Annotated in this window: 15 protein-coding genes; 4 read left to right on the top strand and 11 right to left on the bottom strand. The window is 70.9% G+C overall.

Features of this window, described 5'->3' with window-relative positions; all coding sequences use genetic code 11:
- Positions 1 to 76 precede the first annotated feature (76 nt).
- The 11 genes from ABT352_RS27680 to ABT352_RS27730 form a co-directional block, all read right to left on the bottom strand.
- Positions 77 to 3787, bottom strand: a complete 3711-nt coding sequence (locus ABT352_RS27680) for an ATP-dependent helicase (protein WP_350947862.1) — start codon at positions 3785 to 3787, stop codon at positions 77 to 79.
- Complete coding sequence (locus ABT352_RS27685) at positions 3781 to 7218, bottom strand: UvrD-helicase domain-containing protein (RefSeq protein WP_350947863.1); 3438 nt, start codon at positions 7216 to 7218, stop codon at positions 3781 to 3783. The genes ABT352_RS27680 and ABT352_RS27685 overlap by 7 nt, the downstream gene beginning before the upstream one ends.
- Positions 7219 to 7394: 176 nt before the next feature.
- The gene (locus ABT352_RS27690; protein ID WP_350947864.1) at positions 7395 to 10295 is read right to left on the bottom strand and encodes a CDP-glycerol glycerophosphotransferase family protein; all 2901 of its coding nucleotides are present in this window, start codon (positions 10293 to 10295) and stop codon (positions 7395 to 7397) included.
- 147 nt (positions 10296 to 10442) lie between these two features.
- The gene (locus tag ABT352_RS27695) at positions 10443 to 10751 is read right to left on the bottom strand and encodes an MGMT family protein (protein ID WP_350947865.1); all 309 of its coding nucleotides are present in this window, start codon (positions 10749 to 10751) and stop codon (positions 10443 to 10445) included.
- Positions 10739 to 11089: a hypothetical protein gene (locus ABT352_RS27700; RefSeq protein WP_350947866.1), complete on the bottom strand. Its 351-nt coding sequence runs from the start codon at positions 11087 to 11089 to the stop codon at positions 10739 to 10741. The genes ABT352_RS27695 and ABT352_RS27700 overlap by 13 nt, the downstream gene beginning before the upstream one ends.
- Positions 11090 to 11227: 138 nt before the next feature.
- Positions 11228 to 12490, bottom strand: a complete 1263-nt coding sequence (locus ABT352_RS27705; protein WP_350947867.1) for a S8 family peptidase — start codon at positions 12488 to 12490, stop codon at positions 11228 to 11230.
- A gap of 35 nt (positions 12491 to 12525) precedes the next feature.
- Positions 12526 to 13494 (bottom strand): hypothetical protein, encoded by a 969-nt coding sequence (locus tag ABT352_RS27710; RefSeq protein WP_350947868.1) that lies wholly within the window; start codon positions 13492 to 13494, stop codon positions 12526 to 12528.
- A gap of 96 nt (positions 13495 to 13590) precedes the next feature.
- A complete protein-coding gene (locus ABT352_RS27715) occupies positions 13591 to 14907 on the bottom strand; it encodes a S8 family serine peptidase (RefSeq protein ID WP_350947869.1) in 1317 nt (438 codons plus the stop codon).
- A gap of 50 nt (positions 14908 to 14957) precedes the next feature.
- Positions 14958 to 15692: a hypothetical protein gene (locus tag ABT352_RS27720; RefSeq protein ID WP_350947870.1), complete on the bottom strand. Its 735-nt coding sequence runs from the start codon at positions 15690 to 15692 to the stop codon at positions 14958 to 14960.
- A gap of 186 nt (positions 15693 to 15878) precedes the next feature.
- Positions 15879 to 17060, bottom strand: coding sequence for an adenylyltransferase/sulfurtransferase MoeZ (gene moeZ / locus ABT352_RS27725; protein WP_350947871.1), 1182 nt, complete (start codon positions 17058 to 17060; stop codon positions 15879 to 15881).
- Positions 17061 to 17137: 77 nt separating this feature from the next.
- A complete protein-coding gene (locus tag ABT352_RS27730) occupies positions 17138 to 18046 on the bottom strand; it encodes an alpha/beta fold hydrolase (protein WP_350947872.1) in 909 nt (302 codons plus the stop codon).
- Positions 18047 to 18495: 449 nt separating this feature from the next.
- Between ABT352_RS27730 and ABT352_RS27735 the strand changes: the two genes are divergently transcribed.
- The 4 genes from ABT352_RS27735 to ABT352_RS27750 all read left to right on the top strand — a co-directional run bounded on the left by ABT352_RS27735 (position 18496) and on the right by ABT352_RS27750 (position 21900).
- On the top strand, positions 18496 to 18840 hold the full coding sequence (locus ABT352_RS27735; protein WP_350947873.1) for a hypothetical protein: 345 nt from the start codon (positions 18496 to 18498) through the stop codon (positions 18838 to 18840).
- A gap of 667 nt (positions 18841 to 19507) precedes the next feature.
- Positions 19508 to 19825, top strand: a complete 318-nt coding sequence (locus ABT352_RS27740) for a hypothetical protein (RefSeq protein ID WP_350947874.1) — start codon at positions 19508 to 19510, stop codon at positions 19823 to 19825.
- A gap of 758 nt (positions 19826 to 20583) precedes the next feature.
- A complete protein-coding gene (locus ABT352_RS27745) occupies positions 20584 to 20940 on the top strand; it encodes a hypothetical protein (protein ID WP_350947875.1) in 357 nt (118 codons plus the stop codon).
- 663 nt (positions 20941 to 21603) lie between these two features.
- Positions 21604 to 21900, top strand: coding sequence for a hypothetical protein (locus tag ABT352_RS27750; protein ID WP_350947876.1), 297 nt, complete (start codon positions 21604 to 21606; stop codon positions 21898 to 21900).
- Positions 21901 to 21911 lie beyond the last annotated feature (11 nt).

Raw genomic sequence — 21911 nt, forward strand, 5'->3', positions numbered from 1 at the left:
CACCCCGGCGTCCACGATGCGGAGTCACATCACGTAGCGGACTCTGTCAAGAACGTTACGTCCGCTGCGCGGAGGTTCAGGGGAGTACGGGGACCGACTCGACGAGGGTGACGAGGCCGCGTTCGTCGAGGAGGTCGACGGGGCGGACCGTCTCGTTGAGCAGGACGTAGTGGAAGGCCGCCCCCACCTGGTCCAGCGGGACGGCGGCCAGGTGGGACCAGGCCAGCCGGTAGGCGGCGAGCTGTACGGAGGCGGCGGCCTCGGCCTTCCTCCCGTTCGGGCGGCGGCCGGTCTTCCAGTCGACGACCTCGTAGCGGCCTTCCGAGACCTGGAAGACCGCGTCCATCCGGCCCCTGACCACCCGGTCGGCGATCACGGTCTCGAAGGGGACCTCGACGTCGAGCGGCTCCCTGCCCGCCCACTCGCTCTCCTCGAAGCGTTCGCGCAGCTGGTCGAGGTGGGCGTCGGTCTCCTCGAAGTCGTCGGACGCGCCGGGCAGCTCGAACTCGTCCATCAGCCGCTGCTGGCCCCAGCGCCCCTCAAGCCAGCGGTGGAAGGAGGTGCCCCGGCGAGCCAGCGGCGCCGGTTTCTTCGGCACCGGGCGGCGGATCTGCCTGGCGAGCGCCTTGGGATCGGAGGCGAGGGTCACGAGGGAGGAGACGGTGAGGTGGGTCGGCAGCTCCACCCGGCCCCTGCCGCGCCGCCGCTTCAGCTCCTGTTCCCTGAGCAGGAGCTCGATGTCGCGTTCCCACGCCTTCGCCCGTTCCCTGTCCCACCCTCGCAGCTCTGCCGCGGGAGCCGGCCGCCGCTCCGACGGCTCACCGGGCTCGGCCTCGAACCCGGCCCAGGGCCCGGAGTCGGCTGCGGGTTCCGCAGCCGCCGTCCCCGGCTCGGACACCGCACTCGCCCCGGAGACCGGCTCGGACACCGTTCCCGCCCCGGACGCCGTCCCCGGCTCGGGTACGGCTCCCGAGCCGGTCGATTCGTCCCGCCGGGCGGGGGACGCGGCTTCGGGTGTTCCGGGGTCGGCATCGGCAGGGAACGGCGCCTCAGGGTCCTCGGGGAAGGACTCGTCCCACGGGTCCTCGGGGAAGGGCACGTCCGTCTCGTCCGGGAAGACCCCTCCTTGCGGGGCCTCGGACAGCGGGGCTTCGGGAAAGGGAACGTCCTCGTACGCGGGCGCGGAAACGCCCTCGGCCGCGGCGGGAGCGGAGGCGGCCCCGCCCGCGAGGGCCGCGAGGGCGGCCTCCACCATGGTGGCGCCGTCGAGAACGGCGGCGTAGCGGGCGTCGTCCGGCTCGATCGGCCACCGGGCCTCGGCGGGCTCGTCGAGAAGCGGGTTGGTGGCGCCCTCCTCCATCTCCGGCGCCCAGGAGACCACCCTGCCGCAGGTCTCGCGGATCTCCAGCAGGAAGTCCGAAGGGTCCAGCGGCCTGGTCGCGGTGCCCCAGCGGTAGCCGGAGGCGATCAGCAGGTAGTGGGCGCGGGTGACGGCGACGTACGCCAGGCGGCGCTCCTCGATCAGGTCGCGGTCGCGGCAGCGCTCGTCGAAGTCGGCCAGCTCCTCCTTCGCGAGCCCGGCGAGTCCCGGCAGGTCGGAGGCGTCCCCGCGCAGCTGGTAGGGCAGCTTGCGCGGGTTCTCCGTCCACCTCGTGCTGGTCGTGGAGCGGGCGGGGAACACGGTGCCGACGGTGAGCGCCCCGGTCTTCGACAGCGCCTGGGAGAGGCCGGGCACCACCACGACCGGCCATTCCAGCCCCTTGGAGGCGTGGACCGTCATCAGCTTCACGCTGTTGCTCTCGCCCACCCGCCCGGCGTCCAGGCCGTTCTCCTCCTCGTCGGCCGCCTTCAGGAATGCCAGGAACGCGCCCAGCGTGGGGTCCTCGGAGTCTCCGGCGAACCGGGCGGCGGCGTCCAGGAAGGCGTCGAGGTCGGCGCGGGCGGCGAAGGGACCGACGGCCGTCCCCCTCGCCGCCACCTCGATGTCCAGGCCGAGGGTGCGCTCGATCTCCAGGATCAGGTCGGGCAGCGGCTGGCCGGTGTGGGCGCGCAGGACGCGCAACTCCTGGGCCATCGCGACCAGCCTCACCGCGGCCAGGGGAGAGAACAGTTCCTGCCACTCGGGGCGGTCGGGCAGCTCGTCGAGGGCGTCGACCAGGCTGCCGCGCTCCTCGGCCATGTCGGCCACGACCTGGTCCAGCGGGTCGGCCACCGGCGAGGAGCCCTCGCGGGTCTCCCGGTTCAGCTCGCGGGCCCGCTCGCCGAGCTCCTTGAGGTCGGCGGGTCCGATCCGCCAGCGAGGGCCGGACAGCAGCCGCACCAGGGCGTCCCCCGCGCTCGGGTCGTAGATCACACGCAGGGTGGAGACGATGTCGGCGATCTCCGGCACGAGCAGCAGCCCGCCCAGGCCGACGACCTCGACTGGGATGCCGCGCTCCTCCAGGGCCTTGCGGAGCGCGGGGAACTGCGAGCGTTTGCGCGCCAGGATCGCCACGTCGTGCGGCTGGAGCGCCTGCGGCCCACCCCACATGCTCTGCTTCGCCTTCTTACGCTCGCCTTCGCCCCACGGCATGCCGTCGGGCGCGCTCTCGACGCCCAGCACCTTCGCGACCTCCAGGGCGACCCAGCGCGCCTCGTCGTCCGCGGTCTCGTGGAAGGCGCACATCACCCGGCCGCGCTCGACCCGGTTCTTACCGGGCACCAGGACCGGCACCTCCCTCGCCTCCATCCGGAGCGGCAGCTGGATCCGGGCGGCGACGTCGAGCACGGCGTCGCCGTTGCGGAAGCTGACCGAGAGGCGGTTGACGGGCGCGAGTTCCCCCGAGGCGGTCCTGAAGTCGCGCGGGAACCGGGTGAGGTTGCCCGCCGAGGCGCCGCGCCAGCCGTAGATGGACTGGCAGGGGTCGCCCACCGCCGTCACCGGGTGGCCGCCGCCGAACAGGGCACGCAGCAGGACGAGCTGGGCGTGACTGGTGTCCTGGTACTCGTCGAGCAGGACCACGGCGAACCGCCCGCGCTCGATCACGCCGACCTCGGCGTGCCGGTCGGCGATCCTGGCGGCCAGCGCCATCTGGTCGCCGTGGTCGACCACCTCCCGGCCGCGCTTGAGACGGTTGTACGCCTCGACGAGCGGCAGCAGCTGCTCCCTGGCCCGCTGGGTGAGCAGCGGTCTGCGCTGGTCCTTGGTCGGGGTGCCGGGCAGCGCGGCGAGCCGCTGGGCGAGCTTGGTGCCGACGTCGCGTACGTCCTGCGGGGTGCGCAGGTGTTCGGCGAGCTCACCGGCGAGTTCGAGCACCGCCCGGGTGACGGTCGCCGGGCTCCATTCGACCTGCTCCATCGGTCCGTCGTACGAGCTCACCACCCGGCTGGCGAGCTGCCAGGAGACGGCCGGGGAGACCAGGCGCATCGTCGGCTCCAGCGCCTCGCGCAGGGCGTGCTCGGTGACCAGGCGGGCCGCGTAGGCGTGGTACGTCGAGATGGTCGGCTCGCCCTCCAGCAGTTCCGCCGGCACCTGCCCGACCTCGACGAGACCGTTGAGCCGCTCGCGCACCCGCGCGGCCAGCTCGGCGGCGGCCTTCCTGGTGAAGGTGAGGCCGAGCACCTGCTCGGGGCGGAGCAGCCCGTTGGCGACCAGCCAGACGACGCGCCCGGCCATGGTCTCGCTCTTGCCGGATCCGGCCCCGGCCATCACGACCATCGGTTCGAGGCCGGCCTCGATCACGGCGGCCTGTTCGGGGGTCGGCGGCAGGATGCCCAGCTTGGCGGCGAGCTGGACCGGGCTCAGCACACCTGGTCTCCGTTCTTGCTGACCGGGCAGCTCGACCGTACGGCGCAGGTGCGGCAGCCGTCGTTCACCTTGGCCTGGAAGAACGGCCCCGACATGCCGACGGCGACGGTGCCGACCATGTCCTTGGCCCAGTTCGGGTCGGGGTCGTCCCCGAGGGGAGGCTGCGACTGCTCCTTGGCGGCCTTCTTGCCCGCCGCGTCGCCCACCTGGACCAGTGCCGCGCCGCCCGGCTCGGTCAGGCCGTGCCGCTGGAAGGCGCCGAGCAGCGCGGCGAGCTGGTAGACGCCGAGCTGGGGGTGGCGTTCGAGCTCGCCGTCCTTGGCGCCGGTCTTACCGGTCTTGATGTCGATGATCACGGCCCGGCCCTCGCCGTCGCGCTCGACCCGGTCGACCCGGCCCTTGATCTGCACGCCCTCGGAGACCATCGCCGTGAACGCCTCCTCCAGGCCGACCAGCTCCCTGGGGTTCTCCTCGTGCCAGCGGACGAACTTGGAGATCATCTCCTCGGCGACCGCGCGTTGCTTGCGGTTGTACCAGACGCCGCCGAAGTCGAGCTCGTGCCAGACGTCGTCCAGGCGCTTGCCGAGCGTCTCCTCGGTGGGCATGCCCGTCGCGGCGAGGACGGCGAGCGCGTGCACGACCGTGCCCAGGCCGCGGGCCACGTCGGTGCCGCCCGCACCCACGGAGGTCTCCAGCAGCCAGCGCAGACCGCACTTGCTGAAGCTCTCCACCGCCGAGGGCGAGACGCGCACGATGTCGTCGGGCCAGCTGAGCGGGCGGTCGTCGGAGATGGGGGTGAGGGCGTACCACTCGTTGGGGTGGGCGCCGGGCACCCCCGAGGCGGCGAGCCTCGCCAGGTGCTCGGCCGCGGACCTGCGCAGCGTCTCGGGCCTGGTGGAGTCGGCGACCGCCGAACGCAGGTCGGCCACGAGCGCGGGCATGCTGAGCCAGCGGGAACGCTCGTCGACGCCCGCGTCCTCGGTCGAACCGGGGACGAGTTCGGTGAGGAAGCGGGAGGGCCGCTCCTCGGTGTCGTCGCCGCCCACGGCGGTGACGATGAGCCTCTTTCTCGCCCTGGTCGCGGCCACGTAGAACAGGCGGCGCTCCTCGGCCAGCAACTGGGAGGCGAGGGCGGCGGAGACGGCCGCGGGGTTCTCGTGCTCGGAGCCCTCGGCTCTGGCGACCATGTCGTCGGTGCTCAGGATGGACCCGCGCAACCGCAGGTCGGGCCAGGCGCCCTCCTGGACCCCCGCGACGACCACCACGTCCCACTCCAGGCCCTTGGAGCGGTGCGCGGTGAGGATGCGCACCGTGTCGCCGTCGGGGGCGCGCTCGGCGAGCGAGTCACCGGGGATCTCCTGGGCGACCAGGTCCTCGACGAACACGTCCACGCCGGCGTGCGGGAGCCGGTCGACGAACCTGGCCGTGTGGTCGAACAGCGCCACGACGGCGTCGAGGTCGCGGTCGGCCATGAGGCCCCGCACGCCGCCCCTGAGGCTGACGTCGGTCCACTTCCTGGCCAGTCCGGTGGCCTGCCAGACGGCCCACAGCACGTCCTCGGCGGTGCCGCCCTTCCTCACCGCCTCGGTGGCGGCGGAGATGAGACCGGCGAGCCGTTCGGCGGGCTGCGCGATGTGCGGCTCCACCCTCACCAGCTCCCGCGCGTCCTTCAGCGCCGCGACCATCAGCTCGCCGGACGAACGCGGACCGTGGGTCTCGCGGGCCGCCATCTCGTCCGCGTCGTACGCGCCGACGCGGGCCGGCGCCTCGTCCACACCGTGTTCGCCGAGGCCGGTCTCCGGCTCGTCCGTGACGTCACCGACGCGGGCCGGCGCCTCGGCCGCGCCATGGTCGCCGATACGGGCCGGCGCCTCGTCCGCATCGTGCTCGCCGGAACCGGCCGGCGTCTCACCTACGTCGCGCTCTTCGGGACCGACCGGCGTCCCACCCTCGTCGTGCCCGCCAGGACCGGCCGACCTCTCGTCCACGTCGCGCTCTCCGGAACCGGCCGACCTCTCGTCCACGGTGTGCTCGCCGATGCCGGTGAGCGCCTCGTTCTCGGCGATCCGCAGCGCGCGGCGCAGGCGGCGCACCCCGATCATGTCGGTGCCGCCGAGTGCCCCGGTCAGCAGCTCCTCGGCCACCCCCTCGTCCAGGGTCTCCGGGTGCAGTGCCACCTGGATGAGCCTGATCAGTGGCCGTACGCCCGGCTCCTGGAACAGCGGCACCTCGCCGCCGCCGACCACCACGGGCACCCCGGCGCTGACCAGCGCCCGGCGCAGCAGCGGCACCTGACGGGTCGCCGAGCGCACCAGCACGGCCATCCGCGACCAGGGGACACCGTCGAGCAGGTGCGCCCTGCGGAGGGTGTCGGCCACGATCGCCGCCTCCTGAGGTCCCCCGTCGGCCACCAGCACCCGTACGTCGCCGGGCTCGGCGTCCGGCAGGGCTCGCAGGTCGCGGTGGGCGGCGGCGCCGGGGGGAGCGGGCAGGCGGGCGGTGACGCGACGGGTCGCCCTCAGGAGTTCGCGACCGCTGCGGCGGCAGACGCGCAGCGCGATGACGGGGGCCTTCGCGCCGTTCGCGTCGCGGAACCTGTCGGGGAAGTTCATGATCCCGCGGACGTCGGCGCCACGGAAGCCGTAGATCGACTGGTCGGGGTCGCCGACCGCGACCAGGTCGCGGCCCTCCCCCGCCAGCTGCCGCAGCAGGAACTCCTGTGCGGGGTCGGTGTCCTGGTACTCGTCGACGAAGACGGCGTCGTACGCCGACCGTTCGCGAGCGCGCACCTCGGGGTCGGAGAGCAGCGCGCCCGCCGCGCGGATCAGCTCCGCGTAGTCGAGCACCGGTTCCAGGTCGAGGTCGAACCTGGCCTGGTAGCGGTCGGCGAACCCTCCCGCGGCCACCCAGTCGGCGCGGCCGTGGCGGCGGCCCAGCTCTCTCAGCTCGGGTCCGTCGAGACCGCGCTCGGCGGCGCGGGCGAGGAAGTCGCGGAGCTCCTGGGCGAAGCCGCGCGTCTTGAGCGCCTCGTGCATGTCGTGGGGCCAGTGCGTGGCGCCGTCCTCCAGCTCGCCGTGGAGCAGGCGGCGGATCTCCAGGAGCTGCTCGGGGCCGGTGAGCAGGCGCGGTGGCAGCCCTCCGGCGAGCACGGCCTCGCGGCGCAGCAGCGCGTAGGCGTAGCTGTGGAAGGTGAGGGCGAGGGGGGTGCGGGTGGTGCGGCGCATCCGGGAGGTGATGCGCTCGCGCAGCTCTTCCGCGGCCTTGCGGCTGAAGGTGAGGACGAGCACCCGCTCAGGGTCGACGCCCCGGCGCTCGATCCTGTCGACGACGGTCTCGACGATCGTGGTGGTCTTGCCGGTGCCTGGCCCCGCGAGCACGAGGAGCGGACCGCTCTCATGGGCCACCACCGCCCGCTGGTGCTCGTCGAGCACAGGGGTAACAGCCCTCCCCGCGCCCTCACGACGTATCAGCCGCCAGTCCTGACCACTCACAACTCGCCATTCCACCAGATCCCGGACGATGATCGTGCCGAGTCGGCGGGTTTCGGGGGCCGCCTTCGGGAAACGGCCCCCTGAACCGGCGGATCATCCAGCCCGGTGTGTGAAGGTCAGGCGGAGAAGACGCGGTCGACGAGCCTCGCCGTCGCCTTGCCGTCGTCGCGGGGGACGTAGGTGCGCTGGAAGAGGTCGTACTTCTCGGCGTGGGCGGCGGCCACCTCGTCGATCGACTTCAGGGCCTTGATGACCTCGGCCCCGGTGGACAGCAGCGGGCCGGGGGCCTCGGCGGCGAGGTCGAGGTAGATGCCCCGCTTGGACGAGTAGCGCTGCAGGTCGTAGGTGAAGAAGAGCATCGGCCTGCCGGTCGCGGCGAAGTCGAACATGACCGACGAGTAGTCCGTGATCAGCACGTCCGCGATCAACAACAGATCCGTGATATCCGGATATGTCGTGACGTCGCGGCCGAGGCCGGCGCGCACGTTCGGTGCCGCCTGCATCGAGTGACCCCGGATCAGGAACTCGTGGCCGGGCCCGAGCACCCGGTGTGCCTCGGCCAGGTCCAGGCGGATCGAGGCGTTCTTGCGGTCGTAGTCGCGGTAGGTCGGCGCGTAGAGCACCACCTTGGCACCCTCGGCGATGCCGAGCCGCGCGCGCACCGCCGCGGCCAGCTCATCGCGGTCGGGGGCGACGAGCACGTCGTTGCGCGGGTAGCCGCTCTCCAGGACCTCGCCCTGGTAGCCGAACGCCTTGCGCATGACGCGGGTCGCCCAGGGACTCTGGGAGACCAGCAGGTCCCAGCCGCGCACCTCGACGGCCTGCCGGTGCCAGGCCGGCGGCTTGGGGTCGCGGGACATGTGCGGCAGGTCGTTGCCCAGGCGCTTGACCGGGGTGCCGTGCCAGGTCTGCACCACCACCTGGTCCTCGCGGGACCGGAACCACGGCGGCAGGAAACCGTTGGTCACCACGTAACGCGAGCGGGCGAGCGCCGCGTAGTGCTCGCGGCTGCCCGCGCGCACCACGGTCGGCCCCCCGCCCGTGCCGAAACCGAGCCTGTCGGGGCCCGGCGGCACGAACGCGCCGTCCTTGACCACCCAGATGTGCTCGCCGGTGTCGCCACGCCGCACGCGCTCCTCGTACACCGCGCGGACGCTGCCCTCGTACTGCCGCCCGTCGTAGGCGACGTAGACGGTCGCGTCGTTCAGCTCGCGGGTCCGCTCGGCGGGGTAGAAGTGCCGGCGCAGGGCGTACAGACCGCCCGCGCCCTTCTCGTCGTCGGGAAGGTGCTCGGCGACGGAGAGCACGGGGATGTCGAAGCGGGTGGAGATCAGGCGGTATTCGCGACCGTCACGGATCTTCGTCTCCTCGTCCAGCCCGTCGAGGATGGCGTGGTCGACGCGGAACGGGACGATCTGCCCGGCCGCGTCGCGCACCGCCATGCTCCAGGTGCCGCTGTTCAGCGGGGCCGTGTCGCCGAAACGGGGCATCGCGGCGGGCGCGAGCCTCACCGTGAAGCGGGAGTCCTCGCGCTCCAGGGGGATCGCGTGGATCAGCCCGCTGCGGTGCTTGAGGGTGAGCGCGGCCTCACCGGAACCCGGGTAGGAGCCCTCCAGGGTGAGCACACCCCCCTCGTCCCAGGTCGCGGCGGTGACGACCGGGCGGATCCGGTGCGCGGAGACGCTCACGCGGTCGCGCCGGTCGCGCAGCACGGTGATCTCCCGGTCACCGACGACCGTACGGCTCTCCTGGGCCTTGCCGATCATGACGGAGGCCGCGGGGTCGCCCTTGGGCTCGATCCAGAGCCTGCCGCCGTCGCGTTCCTGCAGCAGGGAGGCCGTCGCGAGCGGCACGACGACGGTGGTGCCGCCCTCGCCGGGGGTGAAGTCGGCGGCGATCCGGTGGCCGTCCAGGCGGGCCTGTCCCCTGTTGACCTCCTTGCCCGGCAGGAAGACCTCGACCTCCAGGCGCTCGCCGACCAGCCGCACGCCGACCAGCTCGGCCCGGGTGGGCTGCAGCACGATCTGGAGGGCACGGTCGGAGGTCCAGACGGGACGGATCCACCAGCCCTTGCCGAGGTCCAGGCCCGCGGGACGCTCGGTGCGGCCGGTGGAGGGGCCACGCAGCAGACCTCCCGCGCGGGCGCCACGGCTCCAGATCACGATCTCGGCGCGCCAGGTGGTGGTGTCCTGGACGGTCTCGCGGCGGCGCAGCAGGCGCTTGCCGCCGCGCACCACGGCCCGCACGGCCGAACGCCAGCGCAGCGGCCACGGGCTCATCTCGGCGGTGAAACCGGACCAGTCGTAGTTGCAGCCCGCCTCCTCCGCCCCGTGGGTCGCCTCGGGGTGGAAGACCCTGCGGGTGCGAAGCCGCACCGGCGGCAGCCAGCGCGGGCCGCGCAGCACCACGGTGGCCCGGTTGAAGCGGCGGCTGCGCACGGACAGTCCGGCCAGGTAGGCGTGCCCGCTGACATGCAGACGGCCACCCGACCAGGAGATGTCCTCGATCTGGGTGACCGGGATGAGGTCGGCCGCCCGCAGGCGGTACAGGGCCTCGGGCAGCTCGTCCTGGAGCGGCAGGTCGGCGTACCACCTGAGGCTCTTGCGGACGCGTCTGGACGGTTCGGCCGCGGCGGTGACCAGTTTTCGCAGCGCGTCGCCGTCGGCGAGCTCGTCGATCTCCCGGTGCTCGATCAGGTGGAAGGCGATCCTGCGGGCGACCGGAAGGTCACGCTTGACCTTCGGGTCGACGCCGGTGACGTACGGCTTCAGGAGCGTGACGAACTCGCGGCGCTTGGCGGCTCCTCGTTTGGCCGCGATCTCCAGCCTGGACCCCAGGGGGCCGGCCAGCGCGTCGGCGTCGAAACGGCGTCGCTCGACCGGTTTCAGTCCGTCTGCCAGCACCGCTTCCATGATCGAGTCGAGTGGTTCTCCCCGGTCGCAGAGATCCTGGACAGCCCGCAGGCGATCGGCGACGGGGTCGCCGCCGGCTCGTGCGGGAGTGGCACCGGTCGCCATGGAGAAGGCACCGCCTTTCGGACAGAGCGCTGTCCTAGGCCATGTTAGTGCGCCACAGCAGGGCCGGTTACGCGGTAATTTACGGGCTTGAAGGATTTACAGGCATTTGTAATCTAGCCGGTTTCCCGCTCGGTCCCTTGGTACCGTCTACGGTTTCCCGTCCCATCTGGCCGCCCGCATGTCGGCGCGCGTACCCCTCAGCGGGGTCCGCTCCTCGCGCCAGCTCACCAGGCACCGCTGCTCGTGACCGGGCGGCGGGGTGCCGTCGGCGTGCACGACGCGCCACCAGGGCACGCCCCCGCCCCACGTGGACATCACCCTGCCGACCTGGCGTGGACCTCCCTCGCCGAGATACTCGGCGATGTCGCCGTAGGACATCACCATCCCCGGCGGGATGCGCTCGACCAGGTCGAGCACCCGCTCGGCGTACGGGGTGGGGTGGCCTACTGGCTCCATACGGTCGGTCCGGCGGAGAGGATCTCGTCGAGCTTGCCGAACTCGTAGGCCGCGGAGCCGTTCAGCTGTTCCACCAGGCCACCGCGGATCGCGTAGGACTCGCCGTCCTCACCGACGAGTCGCGCCCCCAGGAGGGCGGACACCCGCGCCAGCTGGGCCACCTGCCAGTCGGATCCGGGCGTGCCGGAAAGCCGACCGTCCCATACCGCTATGGCATGGACCGCGCCATTGTGACGGGCCAGGATCTCTCCCGACTCCTGTGAACCTCTGAATTCGAACCCCGCCTGCCCCAGCACAGTCGCGAGTTCCGCGAAGGCGAGAGGCGCAGGGCGCTCCACGCGCAACTCGTACCCCATAAGGCGCGAGACTATCGAACCTTCCAGGTATTCCGGGTATGAATCCCGACATCTGGGCTGCCGCATCCGAACGGTGTCCAAAACGCGTTCGAATCGCAGTCGAATCGGCGTCGAACACGGTTACCTCCGCGATCTCCCGCGCCGGATCGGCTCGGGGGCCGCCATCGCCTGCCCTCCCCTGCCGGAGTGCCGGTTGAGCATCACCACGGCCCCCGCGAACGCGAGCAGGCCGGCCACGAGGCCCGTGCCGTACAGCCAGAGGCGCACGGGCTCCGGGCCCGGCCTGCTGGGCTCGGTGGGCAGGGTGCCGTCACCGAAGTGCTTGCCCTCGGGAACCGGAACCTCCTTCGCGCCGGCCACAAGGCGGCCCGCCGCCTCCAGGGCGGCCGCGGCGTCGACGACGCCGAACCCGACGTGGTCGTCGTAGCCGTTGCGGGGTCGGGACGTGGCCGTGGAGGTGAGGGCCTGCGACACCATTTGCGGCGATATATCCGGATATTTTGCTTTTATTAAGGCGGCGACGCCGGCCACCAGCGCGGTCGCCGAACTGGTCCCCTCAGAAGACCCGTACTCCCCACCGGGAACGACCACCGGAACATTGACGCCCGGCGCCGAGACCAGGACCGAGAGGTTGTCACTGCTGAACGTCGCCGGCCTGCCCAGATCGTCCACCGCGCCCACCCCGATCACCCCGGAGTATCCGGCGGGGAAGTTCCAGAAGGAGGTGGCCTTGTCCATGGCGTACTGGGAATCCCCGTCGTTGCCCACGGCCGCGACGAGCACCACGCCCCTGGACAGCGCGTAGGAGACCGCCTCCCGCTCGGTCCTGTGCGGCCCGTAGGCGCCCAGCGACATGCTCACGACCTTGGCCCCGTGGTCGGCGGCGTAGCGGATCGCGCGGGCGAGAGGGCTGTCTGCGCGCGAGCGCAGGTCCTCGGGCGGCGCGGAGGAGCCGTCCTCCGGCCGCTCCTCGACGATCAGCGGCAGCGAGAGGATGCTCGCCTCGGGCGCGACGCCGAGCAGGCCCTCCTCCCCCTTGCCGGCCCCGGCGATGAGCGAGGCCATCGCGGTGCCGTGCCGCCCGGCGTCCGGTGCGTCCCTGTCGAATTGGATCGACCCCATGTCCGGCCCGGAGATCACCCGCCCCCGCAGCTCGGCGACCTGGTCGTCCACCCCGCTGTCGACCAGGGCCACGATGACGCCCGCGCCCCTGGTGACCTTCCACGCCTCCCCGGCGTTGAGCATCTCCAGCACCCAGCGCTGGTCCTCTCGGACGTCCGCGGCCCCCCCGGGCTGCACGGAAACAGACGGTGCCGACACCGGCGAGGCGGCCGACACCGGCCCGGCGAGCGCCGGACCCGCCACGCAGAGCACAGAGAACACAGCCAGCACTCCCGCCGCCCGGAACCGGCGCCGCCTCAGCACACGTTCCCCTGGGTGCACTGGGGCACGGCGCTCGGCTCGTCGCCGAGGGCACGGGCGATGCGCCCGGCGACCGCCTGGGCCGCGGGCCACAGCTCGCTGTGCAGGATCTCCTCGGGGGCGACCGCAGCCCGGGTGCGCCCGTCGGTGTAACCGGCGGTGGAGAAGACGATGTAGGGACCGACGCCCACCCAGGCGTTGCGCTGGCGTTGCGCGGCCCCGAACAGCTCGGTCGCCGTGCCGGGGAAGGCCACGGGACGCACCCCCACCCGGTCGTCCACGCCCAGCTGCGCGGTCGCGGCGAGCCTCCGCTCCTCGTTGTCGAGCACGGCGATGCCCACGGTGAAGACGAACGAGGACGTCTGGTCGACGTAGGTGGCCCGCAGCAGGGTGCGGCAGCCGTATTCGGAGAGCACCGATCCCACCGGCGCGTCCGTTCCCGCCGCGCAGGCCACCTCGGGGGCGAGACCGACCCTGCGGGCGTACTGCTGGACCCTGCCGAGGCCGATGTACTGCAACTCGACGGGGAAGACCAGGTCGGCGGTCCAGGTGTACCAGCGCCTGGCGATGTCGTCCTGGATGTAGCGGGCCTGCTCGGCGGCGGTCAGCGGGCGTGAGCTCGTCTCGCGCACCAGCCCGACCGTGCCGGTCAGCACGTTGGTGGCGGCGATGGCGAGGATCGTGCCCACCAGGATCAGGAAGATCGTACGGAAGTGGACGCCCTGCTCCAGGGTCGCCAGCTCGGCCCGCCTGACCGCCTCGCGGTCGCGGCCCGCCGCGGGCCAGGACCGCACCCGGGCCCGCCGGGCGGACGCACCGGGCGCGGGCGCTCGCCGACCCCGGCCGCCTCCGGCGCCGCCGGTGCCGCCCACCCGTGAACCGGACGGCGGCCAGCCGCCGCGCGCGCGGGGGGCGGGAGTCCCCAGGGGCCGCTCCGGCTCCCGGGACCGCCCTTGCTGCGACATACTTCCGATGCTACGTCGAAGGACCTCTCCGCCCTATCGGTGGAGTGTATTTTCGCGGCGCTCTCCCGCCCGGACGTCCAGGGTCAGGCCGGAGGCTCACGGCCAGGGGGCCGTGAACGGGTCCCGCACGGGTTCCTCGACGATCTCCGACGAGCGCGTACGGCCGATGCACACGGCGAGCACGATCAGGGAGACGACCGCGCCGAGTCCGGCGGCCACGGCCACCCCGCCGTACAGGGTGATCCGGTCCCGGTCGCGGTGGACGATCCGCACGGGCTCGACCGCCCTGCCCAGCGGGCGGGCGGGGTCGTGCCCACCGGCGCCCCCGGCCCCCTCTGCGGTGAGGGTGTGCCGGGAGATCCTGGCGGCGGCGGCGAGTGCCCGGGTGGCGTTGACGACGCCGAAGCCCGTATCGGTGTCGTAGCCGCCGGTGGGCCGCCGGGTGGCTCCCGCGGTGATCGCCTGCACGACCAGCACGGGCGACATATCTGGATATTTTGCCTTAATAAGGGCGGCGACGCCCGACACCAGGGCGGTCGCCTGCGAGGTGCCCCGGCCGACCCAGTACTCGTCCCCCGGCCCGGCGCCGAGGATGTCCACCCCCGGCGCGGCCACCAGGACCGAGGGGTTCCGGTTGGAGAACGAGGCCCGGCGCAGCCCGCGGTCCGTCGCGGCGACCGAGACCACCCCGGGGAAGGCCGCCGGGTAGGAGTAGGGGGCGTGACCTCTCGCGTCCGGCTTCTCCGCGCCCTCGTTGCCCGCCGCCGCGACGAGCACGACCCCCTTGGAGATCGCGTACCGGATCGCCGACCGCTCCTCCCTGGTCGCCAGCTCCTTGGAGATCGACATGTTGATCACGTCGGCGCCGCGGTCCACCGCGTGCCTGATGCCCCTGGCCACCACGTTCTCGTAGCGCTCGGCGGTGTTGAACTCCCGGAAACCGGGCTCCTCGTCCTCCAGGATGACCCGTACGGAGAGCACCTTCGCGCGGGGCGCGACGCCGATCACCCCGTCGCCGCCGCCGGGACCGTGCCCGTGGCCGGCGATCAGCGACGCCATGTACGTGCCGTGCAGCCTCAGGGGTTCCACCCCCGGCGGGTTGGCCCCGGTCGTGAAGTCCTTGCCCTCGATCACCGAGCCGGCGAGATCCCGGTGGTCGCGGTCCACCCCCGAGTCGAGGACGGCCACGATCACCCCCCTGCCCTCGGAGATCTGCCAGGCCGCGGGCAGGTCAAGGGTTCGCAGCACCTCCCGCTGGCTGTCCCTGACGTCGTCGGCCCGCGCGACCGGTGCCGGAACCAGGACCACCGGCACCGCCAGGGCCGCCAGCACCACCGGCGTCGCCCGCGTCACCGCGTTCCTCAGCACCCTCGGCGACACCAGAAGTCTCAGCGCCACCAGTACGGTGAGCACCAAAGGCACCCTCACGGACGGCCCGGCGGCGGGCGGACGCCTCGGCGTGGTCAGCATCGCCATTCCGTGGAGGCGCAGTCGGGTTGGGCGGGCATGGACAGCTTGGCGAGAATGCGGTCGGCGATGTCCCCGGTGAACGCGAACAGGGTCGGCCGCTGCTCACCGACCGCCCTCGCCGGTCGGCCGTCGGTCTGCCCGACCGTGGCCATCACCAGGTACGGGCCCGCCTGCCGGGCGAGGCCCGCCTGGCGCCCCGCGGAGACGAACCTGTCGGTGACGGTGCCGGGGAAGGCGAGCGCCCTCAACCCCGGCGCGGGCCTGCCGCTCTTGGGCAGTGCCGCCCTCGCCGTGGTGGCGCCGATCTCGTCCGCGAAGGCCGCGATGCCGACGGTGACGACGATCCCCTGGAGCGCGTCGATGTAGGTGGCCCGCAGGATGCCCAGGCAACCGGTCCGTCGCAGCACCTTGCGCAGCCGGGCGTCGACCGCCCTGTCACAGCGGGTCTCCGGCGAGATGCCCACCCGGCGGGCCTTCTCCTCGCCGCCCTGCTCGGGGGCGTAGGTGACGGTCTCGGGGAAGACGCGCCCGGCCGGCCATGCCTGCCAGCGCCTGGCCACCTCGTCGAGGGCGGCCCGGTCGAGCTCCGCCTGGGTCGGCCCCCGGGTGAGCTCCGTCGCCGCGGCACTGCTCGCCACCCCGGCCACGATCGCGCAGAACATCGTGAGGGCCGAGGCCACGACCAGCGTCGGCCATGAACGCCGCCGCTGACGTGGGACTTCATGCACGCCCCCGACCTTAATGCGGCGAGGCGGGTGTCATCCGCCGTTCCGTCCAGATCCGTCAGTGTGGAGAGCACTTGGTGACCCGGCGAAACCACTGCGGAACCACTGGAACCACTGTGGACCGCCCGAACGGCGAGCGCCCCGCGGAGCGCGTGCTCCACGGGGCGCGGGACATACCGGACACGAGCCTCAGTAGGTGGGCAGGCTCGGGTCGACCGTCTTGATCCAGCTGAGCACGCCACCGCCCACGTGGACGGCGTCGGAGAAGCCGGCGCTCTTGACGACCGCGAGCACCTCGGCGGAGCGGGCACCGGACTTGCAGTGCAGGACGATCTTCTTGTCCTGCGGGAGCCGCTCCAGCGCGGAGCCGTTGAGGAACTCTCCCTTGGGGATGAGCACGGCGCCCGGGATGGACACGATCTCGTACTCGTTCGGCTCGCGGACGTCGATCACGTAGATGCTCTCGCCCTGGTCCTGCCAGGACTTGAGCTCGGCGGCGGTGATCGTGGAGCCGGAGGCGGCCTCCTGCGCCTCCTCGGAGACCGCGCCGCAGAACGCCTCGTAGTCGTCGAGGAGCTGGGTGACCGTCGGGTTCTTGCCGCAGAGCACGCACTCGGGGTCCTTGCGGACCTTGACCGAGCGGTAGTTCATCTCCAGGGCGTCGTAGATCATCAGACGGCCGACCAGCGGCTCCCCGATGCCCGCGAGGAGCTTGATCGCCTCGTTGACCTGGATGGAGCCGATCGACGCGCACAGCACGCCGAGCACGCCGCCCTCGGCACACGAGGGGACCATGCCGGGCGGCGGGGGCTCGGGGTAGAGGCAGCGGTAGCAGGGGCCGTGCTCGGCCCAGAAGACGCTGGCCTGGCCGTCGAAGCGGTAGATCGAACCCCAGACGTACGGCTTGCCGAGGAGGACGGCCGCGTCGTTGACCATGTAGCGGGTGGCGAAGTTGTCGGTGCCGTCCACGATGAGGTCGTAGGCGGCGAAGATCTCCATCACGTTGTCCGTGGTGAGCACCTCGTTGTGGACGACCACGTTGACCAGCGGGTTGATCTCCCTGACGCTGTCGGCGGCGCTCTCCGCCTTGGGGCGGCCGATGTCGGACTGGCCGTGGATGACCTGCCGCTGCAGGTTGGACTCATCGACCACGTCGAAGTCGATGACGCCGAGCGTGCCCACTCCCGCCGCCGCGAGATAGAGCAGCGCCGGAGAACCCAGGCCTCCGGCGCCCACGCAGAGCACCTTGGCGTTCTTCAGACGCTTCTGCCCGGCCATGCCCACGTCCGGGATGATCAGGTGGCGCGAGTAACGGCGCACCTCGTCGACGGTCAGCTCGGCTGCCGGCTCTACCAGCGGTGGCAACGACACAGTTCTGCTCCCGTTTCAGGGGTCCTTGATGCGGCTGGCGCAGCACGCTCCACTCACAACCTAACCCGGTGCCCCCGTCATTCCCCAACCGGTGTGAGACGCGTCTCGGCGATGAGGAGCCTCGCCTCCCGGGCCACCCGCTCGGGGAACTCCATCTGGGCCACGTGCCCGGCGTCGGGCAGCAGCACCAGCCGCACGCGCGGGAACGTCCGGACCGCACGGGCGGCCATCCGGGGGTTGACGAGGCGGTCGTGGCGGCCGTGGACGACCAGCGTGGGCGCGCTCACCCGGGCCGCCTGCCGCCACAGGTTCGTCTCCCCGCGCCTGAAGTACTCGGCGACGATGCCCCGGGCCGAGTTGATCATCGCCTCCACCGCGTACGGGAGGCCGTCCCTGCGGCGCAGCTCCTCGGCCGCCTCCCTGAGCCGATCAGGGTGGATCCGCCCGGTGTCGGCGTAACACAGGGCGAGCGTCGCGCCGAGCCTGCGCTCGGCGGGCAAGAGGGTGAGCCTGCTCGCGGCCCACTCGCCGATGCGGGGCACGGTGGACAGCGCGACCCGAGCCGGGGCGTACCTGGGCAGGAGGTCGGGCAGGGCCGGCGAGATCAGGGTGAGCGATCGGACCAGGTCGGGGCGGGTGGCCGCGACCCGCACCGAGACGGCGCCGCCCAGGGAGTTGCCGAACAGGTGTACGGGAGTGCCGGAGAGCCGCTCGATCAGGGCCGCGACGGTCCTGGCGTGGGCGTCGACGGAGTAGTCGGCGTCCGGTGGCGCGGGCGAGTATCCGGCGCCGGGCAGGTCGAGGGCGTGGCCTGTCACCGTATCGGACAGCTCGCCCATCAGGTCGGTCCAGTTGGTCGCCGAGCCTGCGAGACCGTGCACGTAGACGGCGGTCTCGGAGGGCCCACGGGGTGTCGACCGCACGTGGACCCGCTGTTCGCCGAGGTCGATCGTCTCACCCGGCCAGTTGGGGATCGGGTTGTTCACCACTCGCCTCCTGTCGTTCCACTGCCCTTCCACGATAGTTCGGCCCCCGAGATGCCGGGAGACAGCCTCCGGTTACCACGAAAGACACATAACGCATTTTTCACTAAATGCCTTTTATTGCACGATTTATCATCATTAATTCGCTGGCGTTTCATCCGCGCCCGCGACCCCCGAGGGGCATGTCGGCGGACGAACCTCCTCTCCACATCTCACCACCAAAGAACAAAGGCGACATTAGGGACATTTCATTTCAAAACCACTAATAAGAGTCCAACACATGCCATAAATAGATAAGAGCAGCGCAAAGCCCTTTGATTCCTGTTTCTAGCCAGACATGGGCGGAAATCACGACAAGCAGGGATGGCTCACAGTCAGCCACCTTTGGCAATTCCGATTTATCCGGAAAATGTCAGAAATCGGGGTAATCGATCCTTTCAAGGGGGAAACGCATGCCCAAGTACAAGAGTGTCCTCGCAGGACTCGCGATCAGCACGGCACTGACCGGCGGAGTCGTCGGCCTGGGTGCGGCGACCACCGCCACGAGCGCCGGCGCGATGACCACCACGATCACCGCCGCCGCCTTTCCGACCTGCGGCGGCGGCTGCGGCTGGCGTCGCGGTTGCGGCCGCTGCTGCGGCCGCCGCTGCTGTGGCGGCGGTTGGCGCCACCACCGTCGCCACAGCCGGATCAAGGTGATCATCAACAACCACAACAACAACGAGAACTCCCTGCGCAATGAAAACCGCAACGGTCTTCTTCGCCCCCTGACCCTCGGCGGCGACGACGACGAGTAGTCACCGGCCCGGGGTCGCGTACCCGCAGGGGGCGTGGCACCGGCGGAGGACAGGATCACTCACGGCCCGATCCGCGATTTCCCGCGGTTTCGAGACCGTGACGGAGAGACAGGACCCCGCGTTCGTCGCGGCCGTGCTTCTCACCCAGGGGAACGGGCCGAACGACGACGGCGGAAACCTGAGGAGAGATCTACAGGCGCCTGACTCTCACCACAGTGCGAGTTCTCATCTCACGAAGTGACAGCGAGGCCCCGCGGTTTCCGGACCGCGGGGCCTTCGCGCGTCCTTCACGACCTCCCGCGCCCCGCCTTTCCCGCCGTCGCCCGGCATCTTCCCCCGGACCGTGAACCTCTCCCACCACCTCGGCACCCGCGCTCAGGGACGGCACCGGCTCGCCCTTCGGAGACATCCCACCCCCTCGCCTCGTTCCCTCAAAGAACAAATCGGACATTAAATGCATTTCATTTCAAAACGACCAATAAGCATCCAACATCGACGATAAATAGCTAAGAGGATCGCAAAAGCCTTCGATCTCCGTTTGTCAGCAGACATGCGAGGAAACTATGACAACCAGGGATGGCTCATCACCGGCCATCCCTGACAATTTCCGGCTTATACGGGAAATGTCAAAAACGGGGATACTTAGTCCTTTCAAGGGGGAAACGCAATGCCCAAGTTCAAGAGTGTCATGGCAGGGCTCGCGATCAGCACCGCGCTGGCCGGCGGGATCGTCACCATGGGCGCGGCGACCACTGTCATGAGCGCCAACGCGATGACCACCACGGTCACCGCAGCCGCCTTCCCGACCTGTGGCGGCGGCTGCGAGCGTCGCTGCTGCTGCGGTGGTGGCCACTGCCACCGGCACCACAGCCGCAAGCGCTTCAGGCTGATCATCAACAACCACAACAACAACGACAACGAGCTGTTCAACGACAACCGCAACGACCGCATCGTGCCGCTGATCGGCACGGGCGCCGCCGGTTAGTCCTCGGAGCGAGGCCGCATCCCCGACCGGGGCGCGGCGCGTTCGGAGAACAAAATCGCTCACGGCGGGATCCACGATTTCCCGTGGTTTCCAGGCCGTGACAACGGAGAGACAGGACCCCGCGCTCGCCGCGACCGTGCTCCTCACCCAGGGGAACCGGCCGAACGACGACAGTGGGACCCCGAGGAGAGATCCGCGGGTGCCTGATCCTCACCACAGTGCGAATTCTCATCTCACGAAGTGACAGCGAGGCCCCGCGGTTTCCACACCGCGGGGCCTTCGTCATTCATGTCCGTTCCCGGCACACCGCCTCCCCCTCCGACCGGCCGCTCCCGGGGCCGGAGCGCGACACCGACGCCCGTTCGGCCCATCGGCGGATCGGCGGATCGGCGAGAATCGCCCCCTCCGGGGACGCTCGACCAAGACGCCGGGCCCCAGGGCCGCGCGATGACACTCTCGACGGACGCGAACCGCACCGTCCCATTCTCGGCGACACCGGATCTCCTTTCCTCCCCGAAGAACAAATCCGACATTAAATACATTTCGCTTTAAAGCGACCAATAAGCATCCAACATCGACGATAAATAGCTAAGAGTAGGGTAAAAGCCTTCGATCTTCGTTTGTCAGCAGACATACGAGGAAACTATGACAAGCAGGGATGGCCCATCACCGGCTATCTCTAACCATCTCTGGCAATTACCGACTCACACGGTAAATGCCAAAAATTGGTAAATCGATCCTTTCAAGGGGGAAACGCAATGCCCGAGTTCAAGAGTGTTCTCGCAGGGCTCGCGATCAGCACGGCCCTGGCCGGCGGAGTCGTCGCCATGGGCGCGGCGACCACCGTCACCAGCGCCAACGCGATGACCACTGCGGTCACCGCCGGCACCTTCACGACCTGGTGGGGCGGCGGCGGCTGCTGCCGCAACCGGGAGTACCGTCGCACCCACCACCGCTTCCGTCTGACGCTCAACAACGACAGCTGCAACCGGAACCGTCTGCACAACAAGACCCGCTCCGACCGCCTCGTGCCTCTTCATGAGGAAGACCACAAGGAAGACCACACCCCGCCTCGCCCTCCGGGCCCTCCGGAGGGCCCGGTTGCCGCGTCCTGATCCCCGCCTGACACGGGATCGGAACACGAGGCACAACGGCTGGAACCGCGTTTCGCAGCGGCTCGGAAACCGTTACCGAGAAGTAGGAATCCCGTGTTCACCAGGATCGCGTCCGCCCACTCGGGGACATCGGCCCGGACGGTGAGCATGGAAAGTCGGGGATGACCTCCTCGGGATTTCGACTCTCAACACAGTGCGAATTCTCATTTCTCACGAATCACAGGCGGGGGCTCCGCGGTTTTCCAGCCGCGGAGCCCCCGTTCCGCGTTGTCCGACGCGTTATCCGAGGCCCGCCACACGACCCTCCGCACCACCTCCGCACCACCTCTGCGCCACCTGCGCGTCCCTCCGCGTCCCTCCTCCAGCCACCTGCCCCCTGTTTCCCCGAAGGCCACGGCCCTCCCTCACGTCTCAGACGGCACGGCACTCCCTCGGACGGCCGAGCGCGGCCCTCCCCTCCGACCCCTCACCTCGGCCCGAGGCCGCGCACACGTTCCGCCGAACCCCGCCGATGCCATGGACGACGCCATGGGCGGCCCGAGGCCGCGTCCTTCTCGGCACTCGGCACCCGAGGTCGTACGCTGGGCGTTGTCCGACGTTTACCGGAACCGGGCGAGGAGAGGGAGCTTGCCGAAGCCCGGATGACGACAGGGGATGTCTGAAATGAACGCGTGGGACGACAGATCACACGAGGAAACGGCCGACGACCTTCCCGAGGAACTCTCCGTCGAGACGCCCGCGGCCGACGCCGCCGAGCAGCACAGGCCGGTGCGCGAGAACGGCTCGGAGACGCCCACCGACCTCCCGCTGGAGGTGAATCCCGCCGACGCCGCCGAGCAGAGCCGCGCGACGCGCGAGGAAGAGCCGGAGTGGCCCGACTCCGTCCCCCTGGAGGCCGATCCGGCGGACGCCTTCGAGCAGCGACGCACCGTCGAGCTCGACGAGGACGACTATCGCTGACCCGGGTTACC

Origin of the sequence: Streptosporangium sp. NPDC000563 (genome assembly GCF_040299985.1) — a bacterium.
Classification (GTDB): domain Bacteria; phylum Actinomycetota; class Actinomycetes; order Streptosporangiales; family Streptosporangiaceae; genus Streptosporangium.